Raw genomic sequence first — 25019 nt, forward strand, 5'->3', positions numbered from 1 at the left:
GCCGTCGACGGGCTTTCGTCCACCATCCCGGCGCCCCGCGGGCCCTGCACGCCGCGGACCCCCGAACGGGGGTCCGGCACCGCCGCCTGACACCGCGTGAGGGTCAGGCCGCACGCCCCGCGTACGCGCGGACGTCCGCGTCCGGGTCCGAGACCGCCGTGGTGAGGGCCGCCCGGGCCTCCGGGGTGTCCCGATGCGCCAGCAGGGCGAGGACCGCGGCCTTGCGGACGTCCGCGTTGGCGTCGGCCAGGGCCTTCGCCAGAGCCGGTACCGCCGCGGCCGGGGCGGCCGCGGACAGTCCGGCCGCCGCCCCCGCCCGGACCTGCCAGGCCGCGTCGGCAAGGGCAGCCACCGCGGTACGGGCGTACCCGCCAGGGCAGCCGACCGAGGCCAGCGCGCCCAGCGCGGCGCCCCGAACCAGCGGGTCCGGGTCGGCCAGCAGCGGGTCCAGCGGGGCCGGGGCCGGGGCGTGCACCGAGGCCAGTCCCTTGGCCACCGCCACCCGGACCTCGCGGGCCGGATCCGCGGCCGCCGCGGCCAGCTCCGGGACGGCGTCCACCGAGACCAGTGCGCGGACCGCGTGGATGCGGACCTCCGGGTCGGTGTCGGCCAGCGAGGCGGCGTACAGCTCCGCGTCGCCGAGCCGCAGCGCCCGCAGGGCTTCGAGCGCGGCGGAGCGCACCGCGGGGTCGGGCACGGCGAGGGCGGCGCGCAGGCCCGTGCCCAGCTCCGGCCCGCCCGGCAGGACCTCCACGAGCTCGCGCAGCGCGGCCGCGGCGGCCGCCCGTACGACCGGGGCGGCGTCGGCCAGGCGTGCGGCCAGCGCCGGCCCGGCGCCGGCCGGGACGGTCTCGCCGAGCGCGGCCACGGCCGCGGCCCGTACCGCCGGATCGGGGTCGGCCAGATAGGGCGTGAGGGCGGCCAGGTCGGGCGACTCCTCGGCCAGGGCGAGCAGTTCCAGGATCCGCGGCGAGGAAGCGGAGCCGTGCGCGGGCGCGGGTACCGCGTCCGGGCCGTCCGGGCCGTCCGGGGCCGGGGAGGCCTGCGCGCGGGCCGCCGGGGCCGCCTCCCGGGGGCCCGCCGTGGCCACCGGGACCAGGCCGACCTCGCCCAGGTGCCGTGCGGGGCCGCCGGCCGGGGCGAACCCGTCGACCGGCACCAGGTACGGCTCCACCGGCCGGGCGGTGAACTCCATCGCCCCCGAGGCCGATTTGCGCAGGTCCAGGTGGTGCAGCCAGCCCGTGTCGTCGCGCTCCGGGTGGTCGAGACGCTCGTGGTAGAGGCCCCAGCGGGACTCGGTACGGGCCAGCGAGGAGCGGGCCGCCATCTCCGCGCAGTCCCGGATGAAGGACACCTCCGCGCACCGCATCAGCTCGTGCGCGGTCCTCGCCCCCATCTCCGCGATCTCACCGGTCATCCGGTCGAAGGCCGCCACGGCGAGCGAGAGCTTCGCGCCCGTCTTCGGCGGGGCCACGTAGTCGTTGACGAACCGGCGCAGCTTGTACTCCACCTGCGGCTGCGGCGGCCCCTCCGGATGGCGCAGGGGCCGGTAGATCAGCTCGTGGGCCGCCGCCAGCTGGTCGGCCGGCAGCGCGCCCTCGTACGCCGTGTACCGGGCCGCGTCCCCGCCCGCCAGATCGCCGAAGACGAACGCCCCGATCATGTAGTTGTGCGGTACGGACGCCAGGTCCCCGGCCGCGTACAGCCGCGGCACGGTGGTGCGGGCGTGGTCGTCGACGCGGACGCCGGACGCCGAGTGGCCGCCGCACAGTCCGATCTCCGAGATGTGCATCTCGACGTCGTGGGTGCGGTAGTCGTGGCCGCGGCCCGCGTGGAAGGTGCCGCGGGTCGGCCGCTCGGTGGTGTGCAGGATGGACTCCAGGGAGGCCACCGACTCCTCCGGGAGGTGGCTGAGCTTGAGGTACACCGGCCCCCGGTCCGAGGCGAGTTCGGCGGCGAACTCGGCCATCATCTGCCCCGACCAGTAGTCGGAGTCGACGAAGCGTTCGCCGTGCCGGTTGACCTGGTAGCCGCCGAAGGGGTTCGCCACGTACGCGCACGCCGGGCCGTTGTAGTCCTTGATCAGCGGGTTGATCTGGAAGCACTCGATCCCGGTCAGCGCGGCGCCCGCGTGATAGGCCATGGCGTAGCCGTCACCGGCGTTCGTCGGGTTCTCGTACGTGCCGTACAGGTAACCGGAGGCCGGCAGACCGAGCCGTCCGCACGGGCCCGTCGCCAGGATCACCGCCCCCGCGCGCACGGTCACGAAGGCGCCGGTGCGGGTGTTGAAGGCGGCCGCGCCGATCGCCCGGCCGTCCTCGGGCGAGGTCAGCACCCGTACCGGCATCACCCGGTTCTCGATCCGGATCCGCTCGCGCATCTCGCGGCGCCGCAGCTGCCGGTACAGGACCTTCTTGACGTCCTTGCCCTCGGGCATGGGCAGCACGTACGAGCCCGAGCGGTGCACCTGGCGCACCGCGTACTCGCCGTGCTCGTCCTTCTCGAACTTCACCCCGTACGACTCCAGGCGCTGCACCATCGCGAACCCGCGGGTGGCGGTCTGGCGGACCGTGGACTGGTCGACGATGCCGTCGTTGGCGCGGGTGATCTCGGCGACGTAGTCGTCGGGCTCGGCGCGGCCGGGGACGACGGCGTTGTTGACCCCGTCCATCCCCATGGCGAGCGCCCCGGAGTGACGGACGTGCGCCTTCTCCAGGAGCAGGACCCGCGCGCCCCGCTCGGCGGCGGTCAGCGCCGCCATCGTGCCGGCGGTGCCGCCGCCGATGACGAGGACGTCGCAGGAGAGTTCCTCGGCGTCGCCGATGGCGGGGATGTCCATGGTGCGGCCCTTCAGAGTGAGTGGATGATCTGCTGCCGGAGCCCGGCGTACGCGGCCCCGCGGTCGCGCGGCCGCGGTACGGGGACCACCTGCGCGGCGGCGAGCAGTGCGACGCGGTCACCGAGGAACAGGGCCTCGTCCACGTCGTGGGTGACGAAGACGACGGTCGCGCCGGTGCCCGCGAGGACGTCCACGAGGAGGTCCTGCATCCCGGCGCGGGTCTGGGCGTCGAGCGCCCCGAAGGGTTCGTCCATCAGGACGGCGCGTGGGCGCGCGGCGAGGGCGCGGGCCAGCTGCACGCGCTGGCGCTGCCCGCCCGAGAGTTGGTGCGGGAACTTGTGCGCGTGCGCGTCCAGGCCGACCCGCTCCAGCCATTGCCCGGCGGTCCGCCGGCGCTCGGCCCGGCCGTGCCCGCGGATGGCGAGGGGCAGTTCGACATTGGCGCGGACCGTGCGCCAGGGGAGCAGGGCGTCGTCCTGGAAGACCAGCGCCCGGTCGCCGTCCGGGCCGCGGACCGGGGCGCCGTCCTGTTCCACCGCGCCGTCGAGCGGCGGCAGCAGCCCCGCGAGGGTGCGCAGGAGCGTGGACTTGCCGCAGCCGGACGGGCCCACGACGGCGAGCACCTCCCCGGGCTCGACCGTCAGATCGACCCGGTCGAGCACCGCGTTCCCGCGGTGCCCGAGCCGTACGCCGCGCAGCGCGAGCCGCGCCCCGTGCGGCGCGGGGTGCGATGCGGCGCCGGTACCGGTCCGGGCATCTGCCCGGGTCACGCTCATGGGGTCACCTCTCGGGTCTGGCCGGGGAAGGTCCCCGGTCCGGAACGCGCGTCGGCCACGCCGGCCACGCCGGCCGGGGCCGGGAGCGGGGCCCGGGGCGATCGGCCGGGGCCCCGCCCCGTACGGGTGCGTGCGGTGCCCGCACCCTCGCGCGCCGGCAGCCACCGCGTCAGCCGTCGGCCCGCGCGCTCCACGGCCGTGGAGGTCAGCCAGCCCAGCGCGCCGATGGTGACCATGCCGACGAAGACGCCCGGGTAGTCGATCACCGTGTAGTCCTGCCAGGTCCGGTAGCCGACCCCGTACTCGCCGGAGATCATCTCGGCCGAGATCACACAGATCCAGGCCACCCCGATCCCGACCGACAGGCCACCGAAGATGCCCGGCAGGGCCCCCGGCAGCACCACGGAGAAGAGGATCCGCGCCCGCCCGCCGCCCATGGTCAGGACCGCTTCCTCCCACACCGGGGTCAGCGCCCCCACCGCGTGCCGCGTCGAGACCAGCACCGGGAAGAAGGCGGCCGTGCAGGTGATGAACACGATCCCCTGCTCGTTGGAGGGGAACAGCAGGATCGCCACCGGTACCAGCGCGATCGCCGGTACCGGACGCAGTACCTCCAGCAGCGGGCCCAGCACATCGGCCGCGATCCGCGACCGGGCGATCGCCGTGCCCACCGCCACGCCCAGGACCGCGGCGAGCGCGAAGCCCGTCACGATCCGGCGCAGGCTGGAGGCCAGGTCCTGCCAGAAGGGCCCGGTCCCGGCCCGCTCGGCGAACGCCCCGGCGACCTCGCCCACCGTCGGGAACTGCTCGAAGCGCAGCCACACGTTCACGTCCAGCGAGGTCAGCCCCTGCCACACGAGCAGGGCCGCGCCGAGCGAGGCCACCCGCAGCAGCCGGCGACCGCCCGTCATGACGCCAGGGTCCCGGCCTCGGCGAAGCTCACGATCCGCGCCCCGGACCCCTGGTGCGCCGCCACGTACGCCTTCGCGCCCGCCGGCGTGACGAAGGCGCGCAGCTCCGTCCCCTCGGCGACCCACACCGCCTTGTCCGCGAACCAGAGCGTGCCCGTCACCGCGTCCGGCACGTACGCGGCCCGGACGTCCGCGCCGCGCGCCGCCTTCAGCAGCTCGCGCGGGGAGTCGAAGGACTGCGTGCGGGCCTGGCCCTTCAGCCACAGCTCGGGGCGGGCGGCCACCGCCTTGGGGTACTCCGCGGCCCCGGCCGCCACCCGCGCCAGGGGCTGCGGGTCCACGAACGCGTCCACGTCCACGTCACCGACCAGCTTGGCGTCCTTCAGCACCGGGACGTCCTGCTTCAGCGCGTCGATCAGCTCCGGGCGCAGGGCCGGGTCGAAGGTCGCGATGCCGTTCGCGCCGTTGTAGAGGTACACCACCTCCGCCGGCAGCCCGGTCTCCTTCGCCACCGACTCGGCGGCCGCGACCGGCTCCGCGCGCAGGTGGTCGGTGGCCCGGCGCTGTGCCCGCAGGAAGTCGTCCAGCACGCCGGCCCGCTCCTTGGCGAACTTCTCCCGCACGGTGACCCCGTGGAAGGTCGGCAGGTTCAACTCGGCGCCGTCGTACAGGGCCTTGGCCCGGCCCTCGTACGCCAGCTGGCCCGGCCACGCCACGAACTGCGAGAGCGCGTCGACGCTGCCCGCCTGGAGCGCCGAAGCGCCCACGCTGGGCTGCTGGTTGAGCTTCTCGATGCCGCCCGACGGATCGATCCCGGCGCGCTGCAGCGCCCGTACGAGCGTTCCGTCGGCCGCCGAGCCGACGCTCGTCGACACCTTCTTGCCGCGCAGGTCGGCCAGGGACTCCAGCTTCGAATCCGGTTCGGTGACCACGGTGTTGAGGCCGCCGTGCAGGTTGTAGCCGGTCACGGAGACGAGGTGGGTGGGCTGCTTCAGCTCCTTGCCGCGCACCGCGTTGATGAGGAGCGGGAAGTCGCCCATCGAGCCGATGTCGATCTTCCCTGCCGTCATCTGGGCGGTGATGGGGGCGCCGGTGGCGTAGTCCTGCCAGTCCACCCGGTAGGTGATGCCGTCCTTCCTGCCGCGCGCGGCGAGCTCCTCCTCGAAGTAGCCGAGCGAGCGCAGCAGGGTGCCGGCGGTGACGGTGTTGATGGTCTTGGACTGGTAGCCGACGGTCACGGTGACCGTCGTGGAGCCGGCCGCCCCGGCGGAGCCCGAGCAGGCCGTGGCCACGGGGGCGAGGAGCAGGGCGAGCGCGGCGGGCGCGAGTGCCTTCGTACGCGTCGTGCGCGTCGTACGCATGGGGAGGGGACCTTTCACCGGAGCAGGTAGGGCATGTTGACGGTGACCGCGCCGGTGGGACAGCGGGCGGCGCACGGGCCGCAGTACCAGCACTCGTCGACGTGCATGTAGGCCTTGCCGTTGTCCTCGCGGATCGCGAGCGAGTCGAGCGGACACATGTCGACGCAGAGCGTGCAGCCGTCGATGCACAGGGACTCGTCGATGGTCACGGGCACGTCGCCGCGCTGGGGGACCACGGGCATGGCTGTCTCCAGGAAGGTGGGTACGTTCGGTGTCGGAGGGGGCTGAGGGGGCTCGGAGGGCTCAGAGGGAGCGGCGGAGCAGGCCGCTCATGGTGATCCGGTCGCCGCGGAAGCGGATGAACTCCAGGTCCACCGGCCGGCCGTCGCCGAGGTGGGTGAGGCGCTCCAGCATCAGGACGGCGGCCCCGCGCGGGGCCTGGAGGACGGCGGCGGAGTGCGCGTCGGCGTTGACCGCCTCGAGGGTGATCTCGGCGTGCCCGAGCGGCTGTCCGGTCAGCTGCTCCAGGAGCCGGAAGACGTCGGTGTTCTCCAGGTCGCAGCCGAGCAGTCCGGCGCCGATGTCCATGGGGACGTAGGTGAGGTCGAGGGAGAGCGGCAGCCCGTTCAGGCGCCGCAGCCGTTCGATGTAGAGCACGTCGGCGTGGTCGGGCAGGCCGAGCCGCCCGGCGACCGGGGCGGGGGCGCGGACGGGGCCGACGGTGCGGACCTCGTTGGTCACCCGGCCGTGCTCGTTCAAGGTCTCCGCCAGGCCTTGCAGGCGGTCCAGGCCGTGCGGGTACTTCTCGCAGACCACGACGGTGCCCACGCCCGGGCGGCGCTCCACGAGCCGCTCGCCGCGCAGCAGGTCGAGGGCCTGGCGGACGGTGTTGCGGCCGGCGCCGTAGGAGTCGGCGAGTTCGCCCTCCAGGGGGAGGACCCCGCCGGGGTAGCCGCCCACCAGGATCTGGTGGCGCAGCAGGTCGGCGAGCTGCCGCGCCTGGTCCGCGCGCAGTCGCCGGCGGCGCGCGGCGGCGACCGGGACGGTGTGCGTGGCGGTTCGTTCGGCTGGCATGGCAGGGAACGTACCGGCGGCCCGGCGCCGGTGGTGTTGCCGCAGTGTTGCGCCACCTGACGGCACTTATGCAATGCTCTGACCTGCGGTTTCGGCGGGGTGGCGGAAAGATCCGCCACCCCGCCGACCGAAGTGTGGACTAGCGGGAGCCCACGATGCGGCCGGTGACCTCGCCGAGGCCGACGCGCGTGCCGTCCGGGCCGGGGGCCCAGGCGGTGAGGGTGACGGTGTCCCCGTCCTCCAGGAAGGTGCGCTTGCCGTCGGTGAGCTCGATGGCGTCGCGGCCGTTCCAGGTGAGCTCCAGCAGCGAACCGCGCTGGCCGACCTCGGGGCCGCTGACGGTGCCGGAGCCGAAGACGTCGCCGGTGCGCAGGGAGGCGCCGTTGACGGTCATGTGGGCGAGCTGCTGGGCGGCCGTCCAGTACATGGTGGCGAAGGGCGGCTGTGCCACCTCCTGCCCGTTGATGGAGACGGTGATGCGCAGGTCGAAGCCGCCCGGGCGGTCGAAGTCGCTGTCGTCCAGGTAGGGCTGGAGCGGGAAGTCCCGGGCGGGCGGGGCGACCCGGGCCGCGTCGAGGGCCTCCAGCGGGGTGACCCAGGCGGAGACGGAGGTGGCGAAGGACTTGCCGAGGAAGGGGCCGAGCGGCACGTACTCCCAGGCCTGGATGTCGCGCGCCGACCAGTCGTTGAGCAGGAACAGCCCGAAGACGTGCTCCTCGAAGTCGCCCAGCGCCACCGGCCGGCCGAGCTGGGAGGGGGTGCCGACGACGAAGCCGACCTCGGCCTCGATGTCGAGCTTGACGGAGGGGCCGAAGACGGGCGCCGGGTCGGTGGGCGCCTTGCGCTGGCCGCTCGGGCGCACGACGTCGGTGCCGGAGACCACGATGGTGCCGGAGCGGCCGTGGTAGCCGATGGGCAGGTGCTTCCAGTTGGGCGTCAGCGCGTCGCCGTCGGGGCGGAACATCTTCCCGACGTTGGTGGCGTGGTGCTCGCTCGCGTAGAAGTCGACGTAGTCGGCGACCTCGTACGGCAGGTGCAGGGTGACCTCGTCGAGCGGCACCAGGTGCGGCTCGACGGCGGGGCGGTGGCCGGGGTCGGTCACCCAGGCGGTCAGCGCGCGGCGCACGTCGCGCCAGGCGGTGTGGCCGGCGCCCAGCAGGGGGTTGAGGGAGGCCTGTCCGAGCAGGCCCGCGAACGGGGAGCCGAGCGCGGCCGCGGCCGCCCCCGCGTCGAGGACGAATCCGCCGATGCGCACGCCGACCCGCCGCCGGTCGTCCGCGGCGGTCGAGAAGACGCCGTAGGGGAGGTTGTGCGGCCCGAACGGGTCGCCCTCGGGGACATCGAGGGGGCTCTGCTGGGGCATGGGGTACTGCCTCGCTTTCGACGCGGTCCGGGGGTGTCCCGGTAGACACGGTGCGGGACACGCTACTCAGGATCCCGCGGGAACGCGCGGGTACCCGGTCGGAGATGAAACACACCCCGCGGCGACTCCTGTGGTCAGGTATCCACAGTTCCGGTCATATCTGATCTTTTGGTGCGTGCGGTCGATCGAGGGCTCTACCGTCGGGGTTGTGCACTTCCCTGCCCCGCCCCTGTCCCGCTCGACGCGGGAGCGCGCCAAAGTGACGGATGGGACGTGGGGGAGGCCGGATTCGGGCTCTATTTGTAGGACTTGTCCAAAGGGGTCCGTATCCTAGGCGCCGTGACTTCCGCCCCGCCTCCGGCCCTTCCCTATGCCTTGATCGCCACAGACCTGGACGGGACTCTGCTGCAAGCCGGGGACACCGTCTCCGCCCGCTCGTACGAGGCACTCGCGACGGCGCGCGCGGCCGGCGCCCAGCACATCATCGTCACCGGACGCCCCGTCCCCCAGGTCCGACACGTCCTGGACGGGCTCGGATATACGGGGCTCGCGGTGTGCGGGCAGGGCGCGCAGGTGTACGACGCGGCGCGCGGGCGCCTGCTGCACTCCGTGTCCATGGACCGGGAGCTGGCCGAGGTGGCCCTCGGCAAGATCGAGGCGGAGGTCGGCGAGGTCTACGCGGCGGTCAACCAGGAGGGCCTGGACGCGGAGATGCTGATAGGGCCGGGCTACCGGATGTGGCACCCCCACCTGCCGACGGTCCGCGTCCCGAGGCGCTGCGACCTGTGGTCGGCGCCGATCAACAAGGTGCTGCTCCAGCACCCGGAGCTGGACGACGACGAGCTGACGGAGGTGGCGCGGTCGGTGGTCGGCCACCTGGTGAACGTCACGATGGCGGGCGAGCACACGGTGGAACTCCAGCCGCCGGGCATCGACAAGGCCAGCGGGCTCGCGCGGGCGGCGGACGTCCTCGGCGTCTGCCCGTCCGGGACGATCGCCTTCGGCGACATGCCCAACGACATCCCGATGTTCGCGTGGTCGGCCCACGGGGTGGCGATGGCGAACGCGCACCGCGAGCTGGTGGCCGTCGCGGACGAGCTGACGCTGTCCAACGAGGACGACGGCATCGCGGTGGTACTGGAACGCCTGTACGGCTGACCGCCGTCTCCGGGGCTCCGCCCCCGCACCCCCGCGCCTCAAACGCCGGCGGGGCTGGTGGTTCAGCCCCGCCGGCGTTTGAGGCGCGGGGTCCGGGGCGGCGCCCCGGGGCCGCCCGCCAGGGCGGTTCGTCCTGCTCAGCCCGCCGCGCGCGGCAGCCGGCGCTCCCACGTCCGGTGGAAGACCACCTCGTCCCCCTCCCGGCACACCACCTCGTTCGACGTCAGGAAACCGCCCTCGTCGCAACTGATCTCCGACCGGGTCTCCACCCTCGCGTCCCAGCCCAGTTCCGGCCGGTGGAGCCGGATCCGCCACCGCGACCGCGTCCGCGCCGACAGCGCGTCCGCGTCCTGGATCTCGTACACCTCCTGCGCGTCCTCGTCGTACTCCAGGCCGTCCGGGTACACCCGGGTGCCCCCGTACCGCGGGTCCACCTCCAGCCGCCACGTCCCGCGTGCGACGTCCCGTACGACCAGCCGTTCCGGGCGCCGTTCGTCCAGCGTCTCCGGGAAGACCACACCCAGCGGCTCCGCCTGCTCCGGGGCCTCGAAGACGATCCCGCCGTCCGCCGCGGAGCCCGCCCGCACCGGCAGGGTCAGCGCGCTGCCCGCCGGGTCCAGGGTCCAGCCGGCCTCGGACCCGGCCCGCGGCCAGATCCAGGGCCAGTACGCGGAGGACACGGCGAGCCGGATGCGGTGCCCCGGCGCGAAGGCGTGGCCGATGCCGTTCAGCTCGAAGGCGACGTCCTCGTACGCGCCCACCGGCCAGGGCATCGCCCGGTCGCGGCCCCGGCGGGCGGAGAGGTTCAGCGCGCCCCGCGTGACCAGCGTCGAGGAGCCGTCCGGGGCCACGTCGCACAGCCGGGCCACCACCTGCCCGTACGGCACGTCGAGCCGCAGCCGCAGGGTGACCGACGGCCGTCCCAGGATTTCCACCGGCTCCTCGCGCCCCACCGGGAACTCGAAGCACGCCGACTTCGCGTCCTCCTCACGCTGGTCCGGCGGCAGGTCGGCGTCGTTGCCGAAGGGGAAGAACCGGCCCGCGTCCAGCCCGGTGTGCTGCGGGGAGGCGACCTCCACCGGCGCGCCCTGGAACACGTAGGGGACGGGGATGACGGACGCCGACGGCCAGGACCTCTCGCCGACCCAGCGGCCCGGGAGCTCCTCGTACACCGTCGCGGGCGGGTGCGACTCGCTGATCCACGTGCGCAGCAGCGGCTCCTCCATCACCCCGTTGTCCGCACCCTTCAGCCAGTGGTCCCACCAGCGCAGGGTCTCCTGCAGGAAGCCGATGGCCGGCCCCGGCGGCAGGCCGCGGTCCGGGTACTGGTGCGACCAGGGGCCGATCAGGCCCCGCACGCGGGCGGACGGCAGGTGTTCGACCAGCCGCAGCACGGTGTCCCGGTACGGGTCGTGCCAGCCGCCGACGGCGAGCACGGCCGCGCCGATGGCCGGATAGCCCTCGCAGACGCTGCCGTGGCGCCAGTAGGCGTCGCGCGTCTGGTGGGAGAGCCAGGTGTGGATCAGCGGTTCCACGGCCTCCAGCCGCTCCAGCCACTGCCGGCGCCAGTCGTCGCCGACGAACTGCGGGTCCGGCGGCCGGGAGGCGAAGGCCAGCATGGTCGCCGCCCACGCGTGCATGTCCACGGCGAGCACCGAGCCGCCCATGTAGTGGACGTCGTTGTCGTACCGGTCGTCCGTCGAGCAGACCGAGACGACCGCCTTCAGCGGCTCCGGGGCCAGCGCCGCGATCTGGAGGGAGTTGGACCCGCCCCACGAGATCCCGAACATCCCCACCGATCCCGTGCACCACGGCTGCGCCGCCAGCCACTCCACCACCGCCACGCCGTCGGCCAGCTCGCGGGCGTCGTACTCGTCACCCGGCAGGCCCCCGCTGCAGCCGTGCCCGCGCATGTCCACCCGTACGGAGGCGTAGCCGTGCCCCGCGTACCAGGGGTGGCGCTGCCGGTCGCGCGGCGCGGTCCAGTCGGTGAGCCGGTACGGGAGGTACTCCAGCAGCGCCGGAACCGGCTCGTCCGTCACCGGGCGCCAGATCCGGGCGTACAGCTCGACACCGTCGGGCAGTGGGATCCGGACATCCTCGTGGGTGGTGTCGTACGGGAAGTCGGTACGGATGATCATCTGCTCCCAGCCTCCGATCGCCTCGGACGTATCGCCTCGGACCCGGCCCCGGCGGACGGGGCGCTTGCGGCCGGCCGGACGGCGGCCACCGCCATGGCGTAATGGAGGGCAGGCGATCAGGATGCCGCCCCACAGCACGGCCCGGCACGAACCGGGGATGCGGTCGGCGAGCCATCCGCCGGCAAGGGAGACGGGGTGGACCATGGTCCCGTGGGCCGCCGGGACGGAGGCGGCGGTGCCCGGGGAAGGCATGGTCGACCTGGGGCGGCTGCCGGTCGGCCTCCGGATCCGCGGGCTCGTCCATCTCGGTCGCAGTTCTGGGCAAAACGCCTTCTCCGGTTGTTTCGTCTCCTCCAGAACATACCGGTGCTCATCGGACAGTGCGCGGGTGGTGGCCGGGAAGGCGCTCTCGGTGATCGAAAACAGACCCGATACGCTGGCTTGAGTGATGGCAGCGACACATCGACAATCCATGTGATCGTCAGCGTGATCGTCAGCAGACAGGAGTACCCCTCGTGACCGTCGTCGGGCCGTTCGGACTGAGCGTGCGGGACCAGGCTCTTGAAACCGATGTCCAGGCCGGACTGGCCGCCGTCGAGGCGGGTCTGCTGGAAGCCACCAAGAGCGAAGTCCCCTTCATCACCGAGGCCGCACAGCACCTGGTCCGGGCCGGAGGCAAGCGGTTCCGGCCGCTGCTGGTGATGCTCGCGTCCCGTTTCGGTGATCCCTACGCGCCCGGCATCGTGCCGTCCGCCGTCGTGGTCGAGCTCACGCACCTCGCGACGCTCTACCACGACGACGTCATGGACGAGGCGGACGTCCGCCGCGGGGTGGAGAGCGCCAACGCCCGCTGGGGCAACTCGGTGGCGGTCCTCACGGGTGACTTCCTGTTCGCCCGTGCCTCGCACATCCTGGCCGACCTCGGGCCGGAGGCCGTACGCATCCAGGCCGAGGCCTTCGAGCGGCTGGTGACGGGCCAGATCCTGGAGACGGCCGGCCCGCGCGACGGCCGCGACCCCGTCGCCCACTACCTCGACGTCATCGCCGGCAAGACCGGCTCGCTGATCGCGGTCTCCGGCCGCTTCGGCGCGCTCATGTCCGGCGCCGACGAGTCGGTCGTCGACATCCTGACCCAGTACGGCGAGCGGCTCGGCACCGCCTTCCAGCTCGCCGACGACGTCCTCGACATCGCCTCCGACGCGCACGAGTCCGGCAAGACCCCGGGCACCGACCTGCGCGAGGGCATCCCGACGCTGCCCGTGCTGCGGCTGCGCGAGATGGCGGCCCAGGGCGGCGACCCGGCGGACCTGGAGCTCGTACAGCTCCTGGACGGCGACCTGACGGACGACGCCCGCCACGCCGAGGTGCTCACCCGGCTGCGGGCGCACCCCGCCCTGGAGCGGGCCCGCCGCGACACCATCCAGTACGCCGAGGACGCGCGGGCCATGCTGGCCCCGCTGCCCGAGTGCTTCGCCAAGTCGGCGCTCGAAGAGCTCTGCGACGCGGTGGTGCACCGCGCCGGGTAACGGCAACGACTGCGGAACGGGCCCTTCCGCCCCGGCGACCCCTACGGGTCGGGGGAGGAGGGCCCTTTCCATGTCATCCCACGGGCGTACGCGGAGTTGCGTCCGGGGACTGACGCCCCGGGGCCGCGGATTTGGTCAGATGGAGTCATCAAACCCCACCAGATCGGGTGAGCGCGGCGACACGGTGGTCACCGCAGTCGACACAGAGGGCAGGGCACTGACATGGCACCGAACACCAAGACTTCCCGCAAGGCCGCCCGGTACGCCGTACCGGTAGCGGTGGCGGGCGTGGCCGCGGCGACCGTTGCGATGGTCCCGGCCTTCGCCAACGCCGGCGGGCCCGACCTGCCGAAGGTGACGGCGCAACAGCTCATCGAGAAGGTCGCCGCCTCGGACGTGCAGCAGCTGTCCGGCACCGCCCGGATCACCACCGACCTCGGGCTGCCGAAGATCGCGAGCGGGCTGCTCGGCGGCGGTGGCGTCGCGGGCGGCTCCGCCAACCCGGAGGACAAGGTCGCCCAGCTGGCGAACGGCAGCCACACCCTGCGCGTCGCGGCCGACGGCCCGGACCGCCAGCGGCTGACCTTCCTCGACGGCAAGGACGAGTACAGCCTCATCCACAACGGCGACGACGTGTGGGGCTACGACTCCAAGTCGAACGAGGTCTTCCACGAGAAGAACGCCGAGGGCGGCCAGGGCAAGGGCAAGGAGGGCGGCAAGGAGCACAAGACCGGCGACCGGCTGGCCGCCTCGCCGCAGAAGCTGGCCGAGGAGATCCTGAAGGCCGCCGGCCCCACCACGGACGTCAGCGTGGGCGACACCGCGCAGGTGGCCGGGCGGGACGCCTACCAGCTGGTGCTGAAGCCCAAGCAGTCCGGCTCCACGGTCGGCTCGGTCCAGATCGCGGTGGACGCCAAGAACGGCGTGCCGCTGCGCGTGCAGCTGCTGTCCGCCCAGGGCGGCAAGCCGATCGTGGACGCCGGCTTCACCAAGGTCGACTTCGCCAAGCCGGCCGCGGACACCTTCTCCTTCACCGCATCCAAGGGCGCCAAGCTGACCGAGGGCGTGGACGGGGCGGGCAAGGGCAAGGGCAAGGGTGGCGCGGACGAGCACTGGAAGGCGCTGGAGTCCTTCCCGGGCCTCGGCGGTCTGGCCGGCGGCGCGGGCGGCAAGGGCGACGTGAAGGTGCTCGGCGAGGGCTGGTCGACCATCGCCCGGATCGACAGCGGCGAGGGCCGGAGCCTGAAGGACCTGCAGAACGACAAGAACGCCCCGAAGGAGGCCAAGCAGTTCCTCGACTCCCTCGGGGACAAGGTCACCGGGAAGTTCGGTGAGGGCCGCGTCCTGTCGACCCGCCTGGTCAACGCCCTGATCACCGACGACGGCAAGGTCTACGTCGGCGCGGTCACCAAGGACGCGCTGGTCAAGGCGGCCGACGCCAACAAGTAGCCGGCAGCCGCACGGGCAGCCGCGAGGGTGGACCGGGACTGTGTCCCTGCCCACCCTTGCGGCGTTCCCGCTCCCCGTACAGCACACCCGCTGTACGGTGTTGGACATGTCGAGACACGTCACCATCCGCCTGGACGAAGAGTTCCACGAACGTCTGAAGGCGCGTGCGGCGGCACTGGGGACGACGGTCACCGCGCTGATCACCGAGGTCACGGAGCGCGAACTCGACGAGGACCGGAAGAACTTCCTCTCCGGCATAGAGGAGTTCGCCGACCACTGGGGCTACTTCCAGCAGCGGTTCGGCAATTGAAGATCACCATGGAGTGGGCCTGGACGGCTCTGGCCCACCATCTCCCGTCCGATCCCGCCGTGTGGGATCCCTCCGGGGTGGCCGCCGCGGTCGCCCGGCACCAGAACGACCTCGTCCTGGTGCCCGAACAGCCCGCCCCGGACACCGCGTGGCGGGCCGCCGCGTTTTTGCACACCCTCGCGGTGTGCCCCGCGCTGGAATCCCCGATGAACGAGTTCTACGCGGCCGCGGCCACCCGCTCGTACCTGCGGGTGGCCGGGGCGAAGCAGCTGCCCTCGCCGGAGGAGCTCGGCGACCTGGTGGAGGCCGCGAAGCTGGGCCGCGCGGACATCGCCGCCGTGGCCGAGGAGCTGCGCGCCCGCATCCAGGAGCCGCTCCAGGCGTCCTCGCAGTCCCGCGCCGAGGACGCCTGAGCAGGCGGAAGGCCTAGAAGGTGATCTTCCAGCTGTTGATGTAGCCGACGTCCTGCGCCGCCGTGTCCTTGACCCGGAGGTTCCAGACGCCGTTGGCGACCTCGCTGGAGGCGTTGACGGTGTACGTCTGGACGAGGTTGTCGGCGCTGCCGCCGGTGCGGTTGTGCAGGTTGTAGACGGTGCCGTCGGGGGCGACCAGGTCGACCACCAGGTCACCGCGGTAGGTGTGGACGATGTTCACGTCGACCTTGGTGGTCGCGGGAGCGTTGCCCGTCACGCCGGAGACCGTGATCGGCGAGGAGACCGCCGCCGCGGGGGAGTCCGGGATGTTCACGTCCGCCGTGTTCTCGAAGGACTGGCCCGGAGGGACCGGAGTGGCCGCCCCGAGCGTCCAGACCGCGTAGGCGACGGCGTCGGAGTTGCGGTCCAGGGCGGTGTCGTTGATGTTCGTCAGGCTGTCGCAGGAGGAGTGGTAGCAGCGGTCGAAGGCCTGACCGGAGGTGCCGCCCCACTTCTGCGCCTGCGCCGCCGTCTTGGTGTAGTCGGCGCCGGAGAACAGGCCGCCGACGGGGATGCCCGCGCTCTTGAAGGGGGCGTGGTCGGAGCGGCCGTCGCCCTCGGTCTCGATCTCGGTCGGGATGCCGAGGCCGGTGTAGTAGTTCTTGAAGGTCTGCTCGATCGTCGGGTCGTCGTCGTAGACGAAGTAGCCCGGGTTCGGCGAGCCGATCATGTCGAAGTTCAGGTAGCCGGAGATCTTCGCCTTCTCGGCCGCCGGCAGGTTGTTGACGTAGTACTTCGAGCCGATCAGGCCCAGCTCCTCCGCGCCCCACCAGCCGAAGCGCAGGTGCTTGGTGGGCTGCAGACCGGCCCGGGATACGGCGAGGGCCGTTTCGAGGACGGCCGCGCTGCCGGAGCCGTTGTCGTTGATGCCCGCGCCCGCGGTCACCGAGTCCAGGTGCGAGCCGGCCATCAGCACCGAGTTCGGGTCGCCGCCCGGCCAGTCGGCGATCAGGTTGTAGCCGGTGGCACCGCTGGAGGTGAAGGTCTGCAGGGTGGTCGTGAAGCCGGCCGCGTCGAGCTTGCCCTTCACGTAGTCGATCGAGGCCTTGTAGCCGGCCCTGCCGTGGGCGCGGTTGCCGCCGTTGTTGGCGGCGATGGTCGAGAGCTGCGACAGGTGGGCCTTGACGTTGGCCAGCGGTATGTCGGGCGGTGTCGGCGCCGCGGCGACCGCCGTGGGGGCGGCGAGTGCGGCGGGGACGGCGGAGGCGAACAGGCCGGCGACCGCGAACGCGGTCACGGCAGCAAGGCGCCGGGAGACGGACAGGCTCATGTGGGGGCTCCGGGATTCCGCGGGGATATGACGGAACGAGTGGGGATAGAGCGGGTGAGCGTTAGTGCGTCAGTGCGAGCCTGATGTTCAGCGAGAGTATGACTGTCCGTCAAGACCACAATTCGGTCAGGGCAGTTCGGAAAACGGACGATCCCCGGTACGGGTGGTCCGTACCGGGGATCGAGGGTGTGGAGGGCTTGCCGGCGCGAGTCCGGCGGGCGGCGCCACGGCGGGCGGTGCTACGCGGGCTCGCGGGCCGGCGTCGGCAGGACGGCCGGTGCCGCCTCCACCCTGGCCCGGGACCGCCGCGCCGTACGCAGCGCGTCCCAGGTGAGGAGCACGAGCGCGGCCCACACCAGGGAGAAGCCCGCCCAGCGCTCGGGCGGCATGGCCTCGTGGAAGTACAGGACGCCGAGGCCGAACTGGAAGACCGGGGCCATGTACTGGAGCAGTCCGAGGGTGGACAGCGGGACCCGGACCGCCGCCATCCCGAAGAACACCAGCGGGATCGCCGTGACCAGCCCGGTCGCGGCCAGCAGGAGCGAGTGGGCGACGCCGTGCGAGGCGAAGGTGGACTGCCCCTGCGCGCCGAGCCACAGGACGTATCCGAGGGCGGGCAGGAACAGCACGGCCGTCTCGGCGGTCAGCGACTCCAGGCCGCCCATGTCGAGCTTCTTCTTGATCAGCCCGTACGTGGCGAAGGAGAAGGCGAGGATCAGCGAGATCCACGGCGGCCGCCCGTAACCGATGGCGAGCACCAGCACGGCGGCGAAGCTGAGGCCGACCGCCACCCACTGCGCCCGGCGCAGCCGCTCGCCGAGCACCAGCACGCCGATGGCGATGCTGACCAGGGGGTTGATGAAGTAGCCGAGGCTGGCCTCGACGACGTGCTCGTTGTTGACGGCCCAGATGTACAGGCCCCAGTTCACGCTGATCACCGTGGCGGCCAGCGCGGTCAGGCCGAGCTTGCGGGGCTGGTGGAGCAGCTCCCGTATCCAGCCCCAGCGGCGCAGCGCGAGCAGCGCCAGACCGACCACGGCCAGGGACCACACCATGCGGTGGGCGAGGATCTCGATCGCCCCGGAGGGCTTGAGGAGCGGCCAGAAGAGGGGGACCAGCCCCCACATCCCGTAAGCGCCGAATCCGTAGAGCAAACCCGTGCGCTGCTCGTTCTCTGCCTTCACGGGGCCTCCTGTACGACTTCCAGCCAACTTCACGACGGTATCGCCGTACGGCTCAGATGTCATGCCCGTAATCAAGAGATACTCATGACATCCTTCGGGGCCCGCGCGTCCGGCGGGGCTCGGCGAGGCCTGGTGGGGCCCGGCGGGGCCGCGGTGCCGCGCCGGACGCGACGGAGCCCGGATCCTGGTGCAGGATCCGGGCTCCGTCGCGAGCGGGAGATGCGCCGCGCTACCCGACGACGGTCCAGGTGTCGTTGCCGGTCAGCAGCGCCCCGAGGTCGCCCTTGCCGCTGCGGTCGATCGCCGCGTCGAGCTGGTCGGCCATGAGGGTGTCGTAGACGGGCCGCTCCACGCTGCGGAACACCCCGATCGGGGTGTGGTGCAGCGTGTCGGGGTCGGCGAGGCGGGAGAGCGCGAACGCCGTGGTGGCACTGGCGTTGCGTGCGTCGTGCACCAGGATCCGGGCCTCGTTGGCCGCGGTGACGTCCACGACCTCCAGGTCTCCGGTGGCCGGGTTGCGTACGACACCCTTCGCGCCGTCCGCGCCGAAGCGGATCGGCTGCCCGTCCTCCAGCCGGATCACGGCCTCCAGGGCCTGGTCCTTGTCCTTGAGGACCTCGAAGGCGCCGTCGTTGAAGATGTTGCAGTTCTGGTAGATCTCCACGAGCGCCGTGCCCTGGTGGTCGGCCGCCTGGCGCAGCACCTCGGTGAGGTGCTTGCGGTCGGAGTCGACGGTCCGGGCGACGAAGGAGGCCTCGGCCCCGATCGCCAGCGACACCGGGTTGAAGGGCGCGTCCAGCGAACCCATCGGGGTCGACTTGGTGATCTTGCCGAGCTCGGAGGTGGGGGAGTACTGGCCCTTGGTCAGCCCGTAGATCCGGTTGTTGAAGAGCAGGATCTTCAGGTTGACGTTGCGGCGCAGGGCGTGGATGAGGTGGTTGCCGCCGATGGACAGCGCGTCGCCGTCGCCCGTGACCACCCAGACCGACAGGTCCCGGCGGGAGGTGGCGAGGCCCGTGGCGATGGCCGGGGCGCGGCCGTGGATCGAGTGCATCCCGTACGTGTTCATGTAGTACGGGAAGCGGGAGGAGCAGCCGATGCCCGACACGAAGACGATGTTCTCCTTCGCGAGGCCCAGTTCGGGCATGAAGCCCTGAACCGCGGCCAGCACGGCGTAGTCACCGCAACCGGGGCACCAGCGGACCTCCTGGTCCGACTTGAAGTCCTTCATCGACTGCTTGCTCTCGGCCTTCGGTACCAGCGAGAGCAGCGTCCGCTCCCCTTCGGTCACCTCAGTCATCGATGGCCTCCTTGAGAACCGTGGCGAGCTGCTCCGCCTTGAACGGCATTCCGTTGACCTGGTTGTACGACTGGGCGTCGACCAGGTATTTCGCCCGGATCAGGGTGGCGAGCTGCCCGAGGTTCATCTCCGGCACCACTACCTTGTCGTAACGCTCCAGGACCGTGCCGAGATTCCTGGGGAAGGGGTTGAGGTGGCGCAGGTGGGCCTGGGCGATGGGGAGTCCGGCGCCCCGCAGCCGGCGGACGGCCGCGGTGATGGGGCCGTAGGTGGAACCCCAGCCCAGGACCAGGGTGGTGGCACCGTCCGGGTCGTCGACGTCGATGTCGGGCACCCGGATGCCGTCGACCTTGGCCTGGCGGGTGCGGACCATGAGGTCGTGGTTGGCCGGGTCGTAGGAGATGTTGCCGGTGCCGTCCTGCTTCTCGATGCCGCCGATGCGGTGTTCGAGGCCGGGGGTGCCGGGGATGGCCCAGGGTCGGGCGAGGGTCTTCGGATCCCGTTTGTACGGCCAGAACACCTCGGTGCCGTCGGACAGGGTGTGGTTCGCGCCGGTGGCGAACTTGATCTTCAGATCGGGCAGGTCGGCGACCTCCGGGACCCGCCAGGGCTCGGATCCGTTGGCGAGGTAGCCGTCGGAGAGCAGAAAGACGGGGGTCCGGTAGGTGAGCGCGATCCGGGCCGCGTCGAGGGCGGCGTCGAAGCAGTCCGCGGGGGTCCGCGGCGCCACGATCGGGACGGGTGCCTCGCCGTTGCGGCCGAACATGGCCTGGAGGAGGTCCGCCTGCTCCGTCTTGGTCGGCAGTCCGGTGGAGGGGCCGCCGCGCTGGATGTCCACGATCAGCAGCGGAAGCTCCAGCGACACCGCGAGGCCGATCGCCTCCGACTTGAGCGCCACACCGGGCCCGGAGGTGGTGGTCACCCCGAGCGCGCCGCCGAAGGCCGCGCCGAGCGCCGCGCCGATGCCGGCGATCTCGTCCTCGGCCTGGAAGGTCCGCACGCCGAAGTTCTTGTGCTTCGACAGCTCGTGCAGGATGTCCGAGGCCGGGGTGATCGGGTAGGAGCCCAGGTAGAGGGGCAGGTCGGCCTGCTGGCTCGCGGCGACGAGACCGTAGGAGAGCGCCAGGTTCCCGGAGATGTTGCGGTAGGTGCCGGTGGGGAAGGCGCGGGTGGCGGGGGCGACCTCGTAGGAGACCGCGAAGTCCTCGGTCGTCTCCCCGAAGTTCCAGCCGGCCCGGAAGGCGACGACGTTCGCCTCGGCGATCTCGGGCTTCTTCGCGAACTTCTGCCGCAGGAAGTTCTCGGTGCCCTCGGTGGGCCGGTGGTACATCCACGACAGCAGGCCCAGCGCGAACATGTTCTTGCTTCGCTCGGCCTCCTTGCGGGAGAGGCCGAACTCCTTCAGCGCCTCGACCGTCAGGGTGGTCAGCGGTACCGGGTGCAGGCTGTAGGCGTCGAGGGAGCCGTCCTCCAGCGGCGAGGTGGCGTAGCCGACCTTGGCCATGGGGCGCTTGGTGAACTCATCCGTATTGATGATGATCTCGGCGCCGCGCGGCAGGTCCCCGATGTTCGCCTTCAGGGCCGCCGGATTCATCGCCACCAGCACGTTCGGGGCGTCGCCCGGGGTGAGGATGTCGTGGTCGGCGAAGTGGAGCTGGAAGGAGGAGACGCCCGGGAGGGTTCCGGCGGGGGCGCGGATCTCGGCGGGGAAGTTCGGCAGCGTCGACAGGTCGTTCCCGAAGGACGCCGTTTCCGAGGTGAAGCGGTCACCGGTGAGCTGCATACCGTCACCGGAGTCACCCGCGAATCGGATGATCACACGATCGAGGCGGCGCACTTCCTTGCCGCCCGGACTCTCCGGGGTGCGCTGTCCACCGACAACCGCACCCCCGGCCCCGTCGGCCTGCTCGGCTGGGCTGCTGACCTGGCTGGTCACTGAACTGGACCTCCTTCGAGGCGTGAGCACCCCCGGAACCAACCCTACGTCGGCAGGGATGAGGTCCCCAGGAGCGACCACATTCTGGACCGTAGGACCGCCCCTTGAGACGGCCCTGCCGGTATGCCATATCTGACAGAGTGTCAGTCGATCAAGATTTCAGATAGGTGAGAACGGCCAGTACTCGCCGGTGATCCCCGTCACTCGGCGAAAGGCCCAATTTCATGAAGATGTTGCTGACGTGCTTCTCCACCGCGCCGTCGCTCACGACAAGCTGCTTGGCCACGGCGGAATTCGTCCGCCCCTCGGCCATCAGCCCGAGCACCTCGCGCTCGCGCGGGGTCAGGCCCGCCAGGACGTCCTGCTTCCGGCTGCGACCGAGCAGCTGGGCGACGACCTCGGGGTCCAGGGCCGTACCGCCCCGGGCCACCCGCACCACCGCGTCCAGGAACTCCCGCACCTCGGCCACCCGGTCCTTGAGCAGATACCCCACCCCGGTGCTGGAACCGGCCAGCAGCTCGGTGGCGTACTGCTCCTCCACGTACTGGGACAGCACGAGCACACCTATCCCGGGATGGTCGCGGCGCAGCCGCACGGCCGCCCGTACCCCCTCGTCGGTGTGGGTCGGCGGCATCCTTACGTCCGCCACCACCACATCCGGCAGCGCCCCCTCGGCCGCCAAGTCCGCCACCGTCTTGATCAGGGCCTCTGCGTCCCCGACGCCCGCCACGACGTCATGCCCCCGGTCGGTCAGCAACCGGGTCAGGCCCTCACGCAGCAGCACTGAATCCTCGGCGATGACCACCCGCACCCTGTCTTCCACGACTCAGCAGCTCCCGCGTCCACTCGTTCATGCACTACCCGACTCAGCCAAGCATCCCAGTCTTGGCTCCCGGTGAAGGCAGAGCCGGGACAACGCGTCGCCGTACGGGGGGAGTTTTCGAGTACTGGAAGGTCGCATACCGCAAACGGGCGCCGCGCGCGCCGGGAGTTGCGAAGGGCCGGGCCATCCGGCCCGGCCCTTCCGTCGGCGGCTCCGCCCAGCCCCTACGGGCGCCAGGGCAGCTCGGCCGTGACCGTCGTCCCGCCGCCGGCGGGGGAGTCGACGACCAGCACCCCGTCCACGGCGTCCAGCCGCTCGGTCAGCCCCGCCAGCCCCGTCCCCTCCCGCGGCCCGGCCCCGCCCCGGCCGTCGTCGGCGACCTGGATCAGCAGCCGCTCCCCGGACTTCCACACGTCCACCGAGGCCGACCGGGCCAGCGCGTGCTTGCTGACGTTCTGCAGCAGCTCCGAGACCGTGAAGTACGCGATCCCCTCGATCGCCGCCGCGGGCCGGGCCGGCAGGTCCACGGCCACCCGTACCGGCACCGCGCACCGCGAGGCCACCGAGGACAGCGCCGCGTCCAGCCCCCGGTCGGTCAGCACGGCCGGGTGGATCCCGCGGGCCAGGTCGCGCAGCTCCTGGAGGGCGATCTTCACCTCGCCGTGGGCCTCGTCCACCATCCGGGCGGCGGCCTGCGGATCCTCGGTCAGCTTCTCCTTCGCCAGCCCCAGATCCATCGCCAGCGCCACCAGCCGGGCCTGCGCCCCGTCGTGCAGGTCCCGCTCGATGCGCCGCAGGTCGGCGGCCGCGGTGTCCACGACCACCCCGCGGTCGGACTCCAGCTCGCTGACGCGGGTGGCCAGGCTGGACGCCCCGAGCAGCCCGCCGACCATGACCCGGTCCACGGTGGTCAGGGCGCGGACCACCCACGGGGTGGCGAGGGTGGCGGCCAGCCCGACGAGGCAGGTGAGGACGATCATGGCCGGCGAGTCGAGGTAGAAGGTGTAGTCGTCGTTCTGGAAGAGCTGCAGACCCGGCTGGTCGGTGTAGGCCGGGAAGACCCAGAACCAGAGCGGGTACAGCAGGTACGCCCACCCGCACGCCCAGAGCGTCAGGGACAGGCAGAAGGAGAACACCGCCCACGGGAAGTGGATGACCGAGTACAGCGCGTGGCGCCAGGCGCTCCCGCTCTTGAGCAGCGCACCCATGGCGGCCAGCGGCCCGGCCTTCTTCGCCCGGATCGGCGCGGGGGCGGCGATGTCCGTCCCGAGCAGCGCGCGCACCCGGGCCCGCTCCACGTGCCCGAAGCCGCGGCCCATGGCGAGCACGCCGGCCAGGACCGGAACGCCGAGGAAGGTGACGAGCAGTCCGGCGCCGAGGCTCACGCCGGCGATGACGAGGGAGAAGTACAGCGTGCTCAGCGGCAGCCCGATCAGCAGGTACCCGAACTCCCGCCAGGTCCGCCCCGCGACCGGAGCCCGCAGCACCGCGCCGATCCCGCCGCCCGTGCCTGTGCCGTTGCCCATGATCCCGCCCCGCCCTTCCGGTCCTCCATGACACCCCCACCCTGCCGCCCCCGCCCACCCACAACCATGCGGCGGGTCGGCATCTCCACCGGGGGGTTAACCCCACCCCTCGGCCGCGCCACATTCAGCCCCGCCGGCGTTTGAGGCGACCCACCCACCCCGCCGGTATCCGACGCGGCGTCGCCACATTCAGCCCCGCCGGCGTTTGAGGCGCGGGGTCCGGGGCGGAGCCCTGGGAATCGGCGGCGCAGCGGAATCCGTACGGGACCCGGCCCATCCCCGCAGCCCCGCCGGCGAGGCGCACGGCGGAGCCCCGGGAAACGGCGGCGAGCCGGACACACGAACGGGACCCCCGCCCACCCTGGACAGGAGTCCCGCTCACCTACGAAACAAGGGGCCCGGGGGGCCTAGCCCCGGTCCCGCCACGGCAGCTCGGCCGTGACCACCGTCCCCGCCCCCGCGGGCGAGTCCACCACCAGCACCCCGTCCACCGCGCCCAACCGCTCCGCGAGCCCCGCCAGCCCACTCCCCCCGGAGGGACTCGCCCCGCCGCGCCCGTCGTCCGACACCCGGATCATCAGCCGCGCACCCGCCCGCCACACCTCCACCGTCGCGCCCCGCGCCCCCGGCCCCGCGTGCTTGCTCACGTTCTGCAGCAGCTCGGACACCACAAAGTACGCGATCCCCTCGATCGCCTCCGCCGGCCGCGCCCCCGGCGGATCCGCCGGCAGATCCACCACCACCTTCACCGGCACCACGCACCGCGCCGCCACCGACGACAGCGCCGCGTCCAGCCCCCGGTCCGTCAGCACCGCGGGGTGGATCCCCCGTGCGAGGTCCCGCAGCTCCTGCAGGGCCAGCTTGACCTCCCCGTGCGCCTCGTCGACCATCGCCGCCGCGCCCTCCGGGTCCTCCAGCAGCTTCTCCTTCGCCAGGCCCAGCCCCATCGCCAGCGCCACCAGCCGGGCCTGCGCCCCGTCGTGCAGGTCCCGCTCGATGCGCCGCAGGTCCGCCGCCGCCGTGTCGACCACCACGCCCCGGTCGGATTCCAGCTCCGCGATCCGCCGCTCCAGGTCGTCGGAGGGCGACAGCAGCCCCCGTACCATCGCCCGGTCCACGTTCGCCATCAGCCGCACCAGGTACGGCAGCACCGGCCACAGCACGAACAGGCCGGTCAGCGCTACCGTGAAGGTGAGTACTCCCCACGGCAACCGGATCAGCTGGTACAGCACCGTCCGCCAGCCGACCGGGTCCTTGATGCTCGTCCACAGCCAGGGGAAGAATCCGCCGGCCCGCTTCGGACCGGGGATCGGGGTCGGCTCGTCCACCCGTACGCCCAGCAGCCCGCGGGCGCGCGCCCGGTCCAGCCGTCCCAATTGCCGAGACAGATACAGACCGCACGCGAGCAGGGGAATTCCGACCGCGGTCACGGAAAGACCGCCGGCCGTGGAAACCATGACAACCGCGTAAACAAAACCGACGATCGCCAGCGGCAGGTTGCTCACGAGATAGGCGATCTCCTTCCACGTCACGCCGCTGAAGACGGCGCGTACGGGGGGAGGTCGATCGTTGTCGGGCACGGCATGGCTCATGGTCATG

Annotated in this window: 20 protein-coding genes; 5 read left to right on the forward strand and 15 right to left on the reverse strand. The window is 72.3% G+C overall.

Annotation, left to right across the window (positions count from 1 at the left end; translation table 11 throughout):
• Positions 1–103: 103 nt before the first annotated feature.
• From JYK04_RS24950 to fahA, 7 genes are all read right to left on the reverse strand, one after another.
• Positions 104–2839, reverse strand: a complete 2736-nt coding sequence (locus JYK04_RS24950; protein WP_189733462.1) for a fumarate reductase/succinate dehydrogenase flavoprotein subunit — start codon at positions 2837–2839, stop codon at positions 104–106.
• Between the two features lie 11 nt (positions 2840–2850).
• The gene (locus tag JYK04_RS24955) at positions 2851–3615 is read right to left on the reverse strand and encodes an ABC transporter ATP-binding protein (protein WP_189733460.1); all 765 of its coding nucleotides are present in this window, start codon (positions 3613–3615) and stop codon (positions 2851–2853) included.
• Positions 3612–4526 carry an ABC transporter permease gene (locus JYK04_RS24960; RefSeq protein WP_189733458.1) on the reverse strand — a complete coding sequence of 305 codons (915 nt, stop codon included), beginning with the start codon at positions 4524–4526 and terminating at the stop codon, positions 3612–3614. The genes JYK04_RS24955 and JYK04_RS24960 overlap by 4 nt, the downstream gene beginning before the upstream one ends.
• A complete protein-coding gene (locus JYK04_RS24965; RefSeq protein ID WP_189733456.1) occupies positions 4523–5887 on the reverse strand; it encodes an ABC transporter substrate-binding protein in 1365 nt (454 codons plus the stop codon). The genes JYK04_RS24960 and JYK04_RS24965 overlap by 4 nt, the downstream gene beginning before the upstream one ends.
• Before the next feature lie 14 nt (positions 5888–5901).
• Complete coding sequence (locus tag JYK04_RS24970) at positions 5902–6129, reverse strand: 4Fe-4S dicluster domain-containing protein (protein WP_030011381.1); 228 nt, start codon at positions 6127–6129, stop codon at positions 5902–5904.
• Between the two features lie 61 nt (positions 6130–6190).
• The gene (locus JYK04_RS24975) at positions 6191–6961 is read right to left on the reverse strand and encodes a GntR family transcriptional regulator (RefSeq protein WP_189733454.1); all 771 of its coding nucleotides are present in this window, start codon (positions 6959–6961) and stop codon (positions 6191–6193) included.
• 139 nt (positions 6962–7100) lie between these two features.
• Positions 7101–8324 carry a fumarylacetoacetase gene (fahA, locus tag JYK04_RS24980; RefSeq protein WP_189733452.1) on the reverse strand — a complete coding sequence of 408 codons (1224 nt, stop codon included), beginning with the start codon at positions 8322–8324 and terminating at the stop codon, positions 7101–7103.
• 339 nt (positions 8325–8663) lie between these two features.
• On the opposite strand from fahA, the gene JYK04_RS24985 reads away from it, so the two are divergent.
• A complete protein-coding gene (locus JYK04_RS24985; protein ID WP_189733450.1) occupies positions 8664–9482 on the forward strand; it encodes an HAD family hydrolase in 819 nt (272 codons plus the stop codon).
• Between the two features lie 137 nt (positions 9483–9619).
• Here JYK04_RS24985 and JYK04_RS24990 read toward each other — a convergent pair whose 3' ends face one another.
• Positions 9620–11623, reverse strand: a complete 2004-nt coding sequence (locus JYK04_RS24990; protein ID WP_189733773.1) for a CocE/NonD family hydrolase — start codon at positions 11621–11623, stop codon at positions 9620–9622.
• 515 nt (positions 11624–12138) lie between these two features.
• Between JYK04_RS24990 and JYK04_RS24995 the strand changes: the two genes are divergently transcribed.
• The 4 genes from JYK04_RS24995 (at position 12139) to JYK04_RS25010 (ending at position 15321) form a co-directional block, all read left to right on the forward strand.
• A complete protein-coding gene (locus JYK04_RS24995) occupies positions 12139–13149 on the forward strand; it encodes a polyprenyl synthetase family protein (RefSeq protein WP_189733448.1) in 1011 nt (336 codons plus the stop codon).
• 222 nt (positions 13150–13371) lie between these two features.
• The gene (locus JYK04_RS25000) at positions 13372–14598 is read left to right on the forward strand and encodes a LolA family protein (protein ID WP_189733446.1); all 1227 of its coding nucleotides are present in this window, start codon (positions 13372–13374) and stop codon (positions 14596–14598) included.
• Between the two features lie 106 nt (positions 14599–14704).
• Entirely contained in the window at positions 14705–14908 is a 204-nt protein-coding gene (locus tag JYK04_RS25005; protein WP_223835884.1) for a ribbon-helix-helix domain-containing protein, read from the forward strand.
• Positions 14905–15321, forward strand: coding sequence for a hypothetical protein (locus JYK04_RS25010; protein ID WP_229874988.1), 417 nt, complete (start codon positions 14905–14907; stop codon positions 15319–15321). Before JYK04_RS25005 ends, JYK04_RS25010 begins: the two co-directional genes overlap by 4 nt.
• A gap of 13 nt (positions 15322–15334) precedes the next feature.
• Here JYK04_RS25010 and JYK04_RS25015 read toward each other — a convergent pair whose 3' ends face one another.
• The 7 genes from JYK04_RS25015 to JYK04_RS25045 all read right to left on the reverse strand — a co-directional run bounded on the left by JYK04_RS25015 (position 15335) and on the right by JYK04_RS25045 (position 25018).
• The gene (locus JYK04_RS25015) at positions 15335–16651 is read right to left on the reverse strand and encodes a M28 family metallopeptidase (RefSeq protein ID WP_189733442.1); all 1317 of its coding nucleotides are present in this window, start codon (positions 16649–16651) and stop codon (positions 15335–15337) included.
• A gap of 239 nt (positions 16652–16890) precedes the next feature.
• Positions 16891–17835 (reverse strand): EamA family transporter RarD, encoded by a 945-nt coding sequence (gene rarD / locus JYK04_RS25020; protein ID WP_189733440.1) that lies wholly within the window; start codon positions 17833–17835, stop codon positions 16891–16893.
• Between the two features lie 229 nt (positions 17836–18064).
• Positions 18065–19135: a 2-oxoacid:ferredoxin oxidoreductase subunit beta gene (locus JYK04_RS25025; protein WP_189733438.1), complete on the reverse strand. Its 1071-nt coding sequence runs from the start codon at positions 19133–19135 to the stop codon at positions 18065–18067.
• Complete coding sequence (locus tag JYK04_RS25030) at positions 19128–21071, reverse strand: 2-oxoacid:acceptor oxidoreductase subunit alpha (protein ID WP_189733437.1); 1944 nt, start codon at positions 21069–21071, stop codon at positions 19128–19130. Before JYK04_RS25030 ends, JYK04_RS25025 begins: the two co-directional genes overlap by 8 nt.
• Positions 21072–21222: 151 nt before the next feature.
• Positions 21223–21882, reverse strand: coding sequence for a response regulator transcription factor (locus JYK04_RS25035; protein WP_150262025.1), 660 nt, complete (start codon positions 21880–21882; stop codon positions 21223–21225).
• A 236-nt stretch (positions 21883–22118) separates the two neighbouring features.
• A complete protein-coding gene (locus tag JYK04_RS25040) occupies positions 22119–23420 on the reverse strand; it encodes a sensor histidine kinase (RefSeq protein ID WP_189733434.1) in 1302 nt (433 codons plus the stop codon).
• A 407-nt stretch (positions 23421–23827) separates the two neighbouring features.
• Positions 23828–25018 (reverse strand): sensor histidine kinase, encoded by a 1191-nt coding sequence (locus JYK04_RS25045; RefSeq protein WP_189733432.1) that lies wholly within the window; start codon positions 25016–25018, stop codon positions 23828–23830.
• Position 25019: the final 1 nt, after the last annotated feature.

It is taken from the genome of Streptomyces nojiriensis, assembly GCF_017639205.1.
Taxonomy (GTDB): Bacteria; Actinomycetota; Actinomycetes; order Streptomycetales; family Streptomycetaceae; genus Streptomyces; species Streptomyces nojiriensis.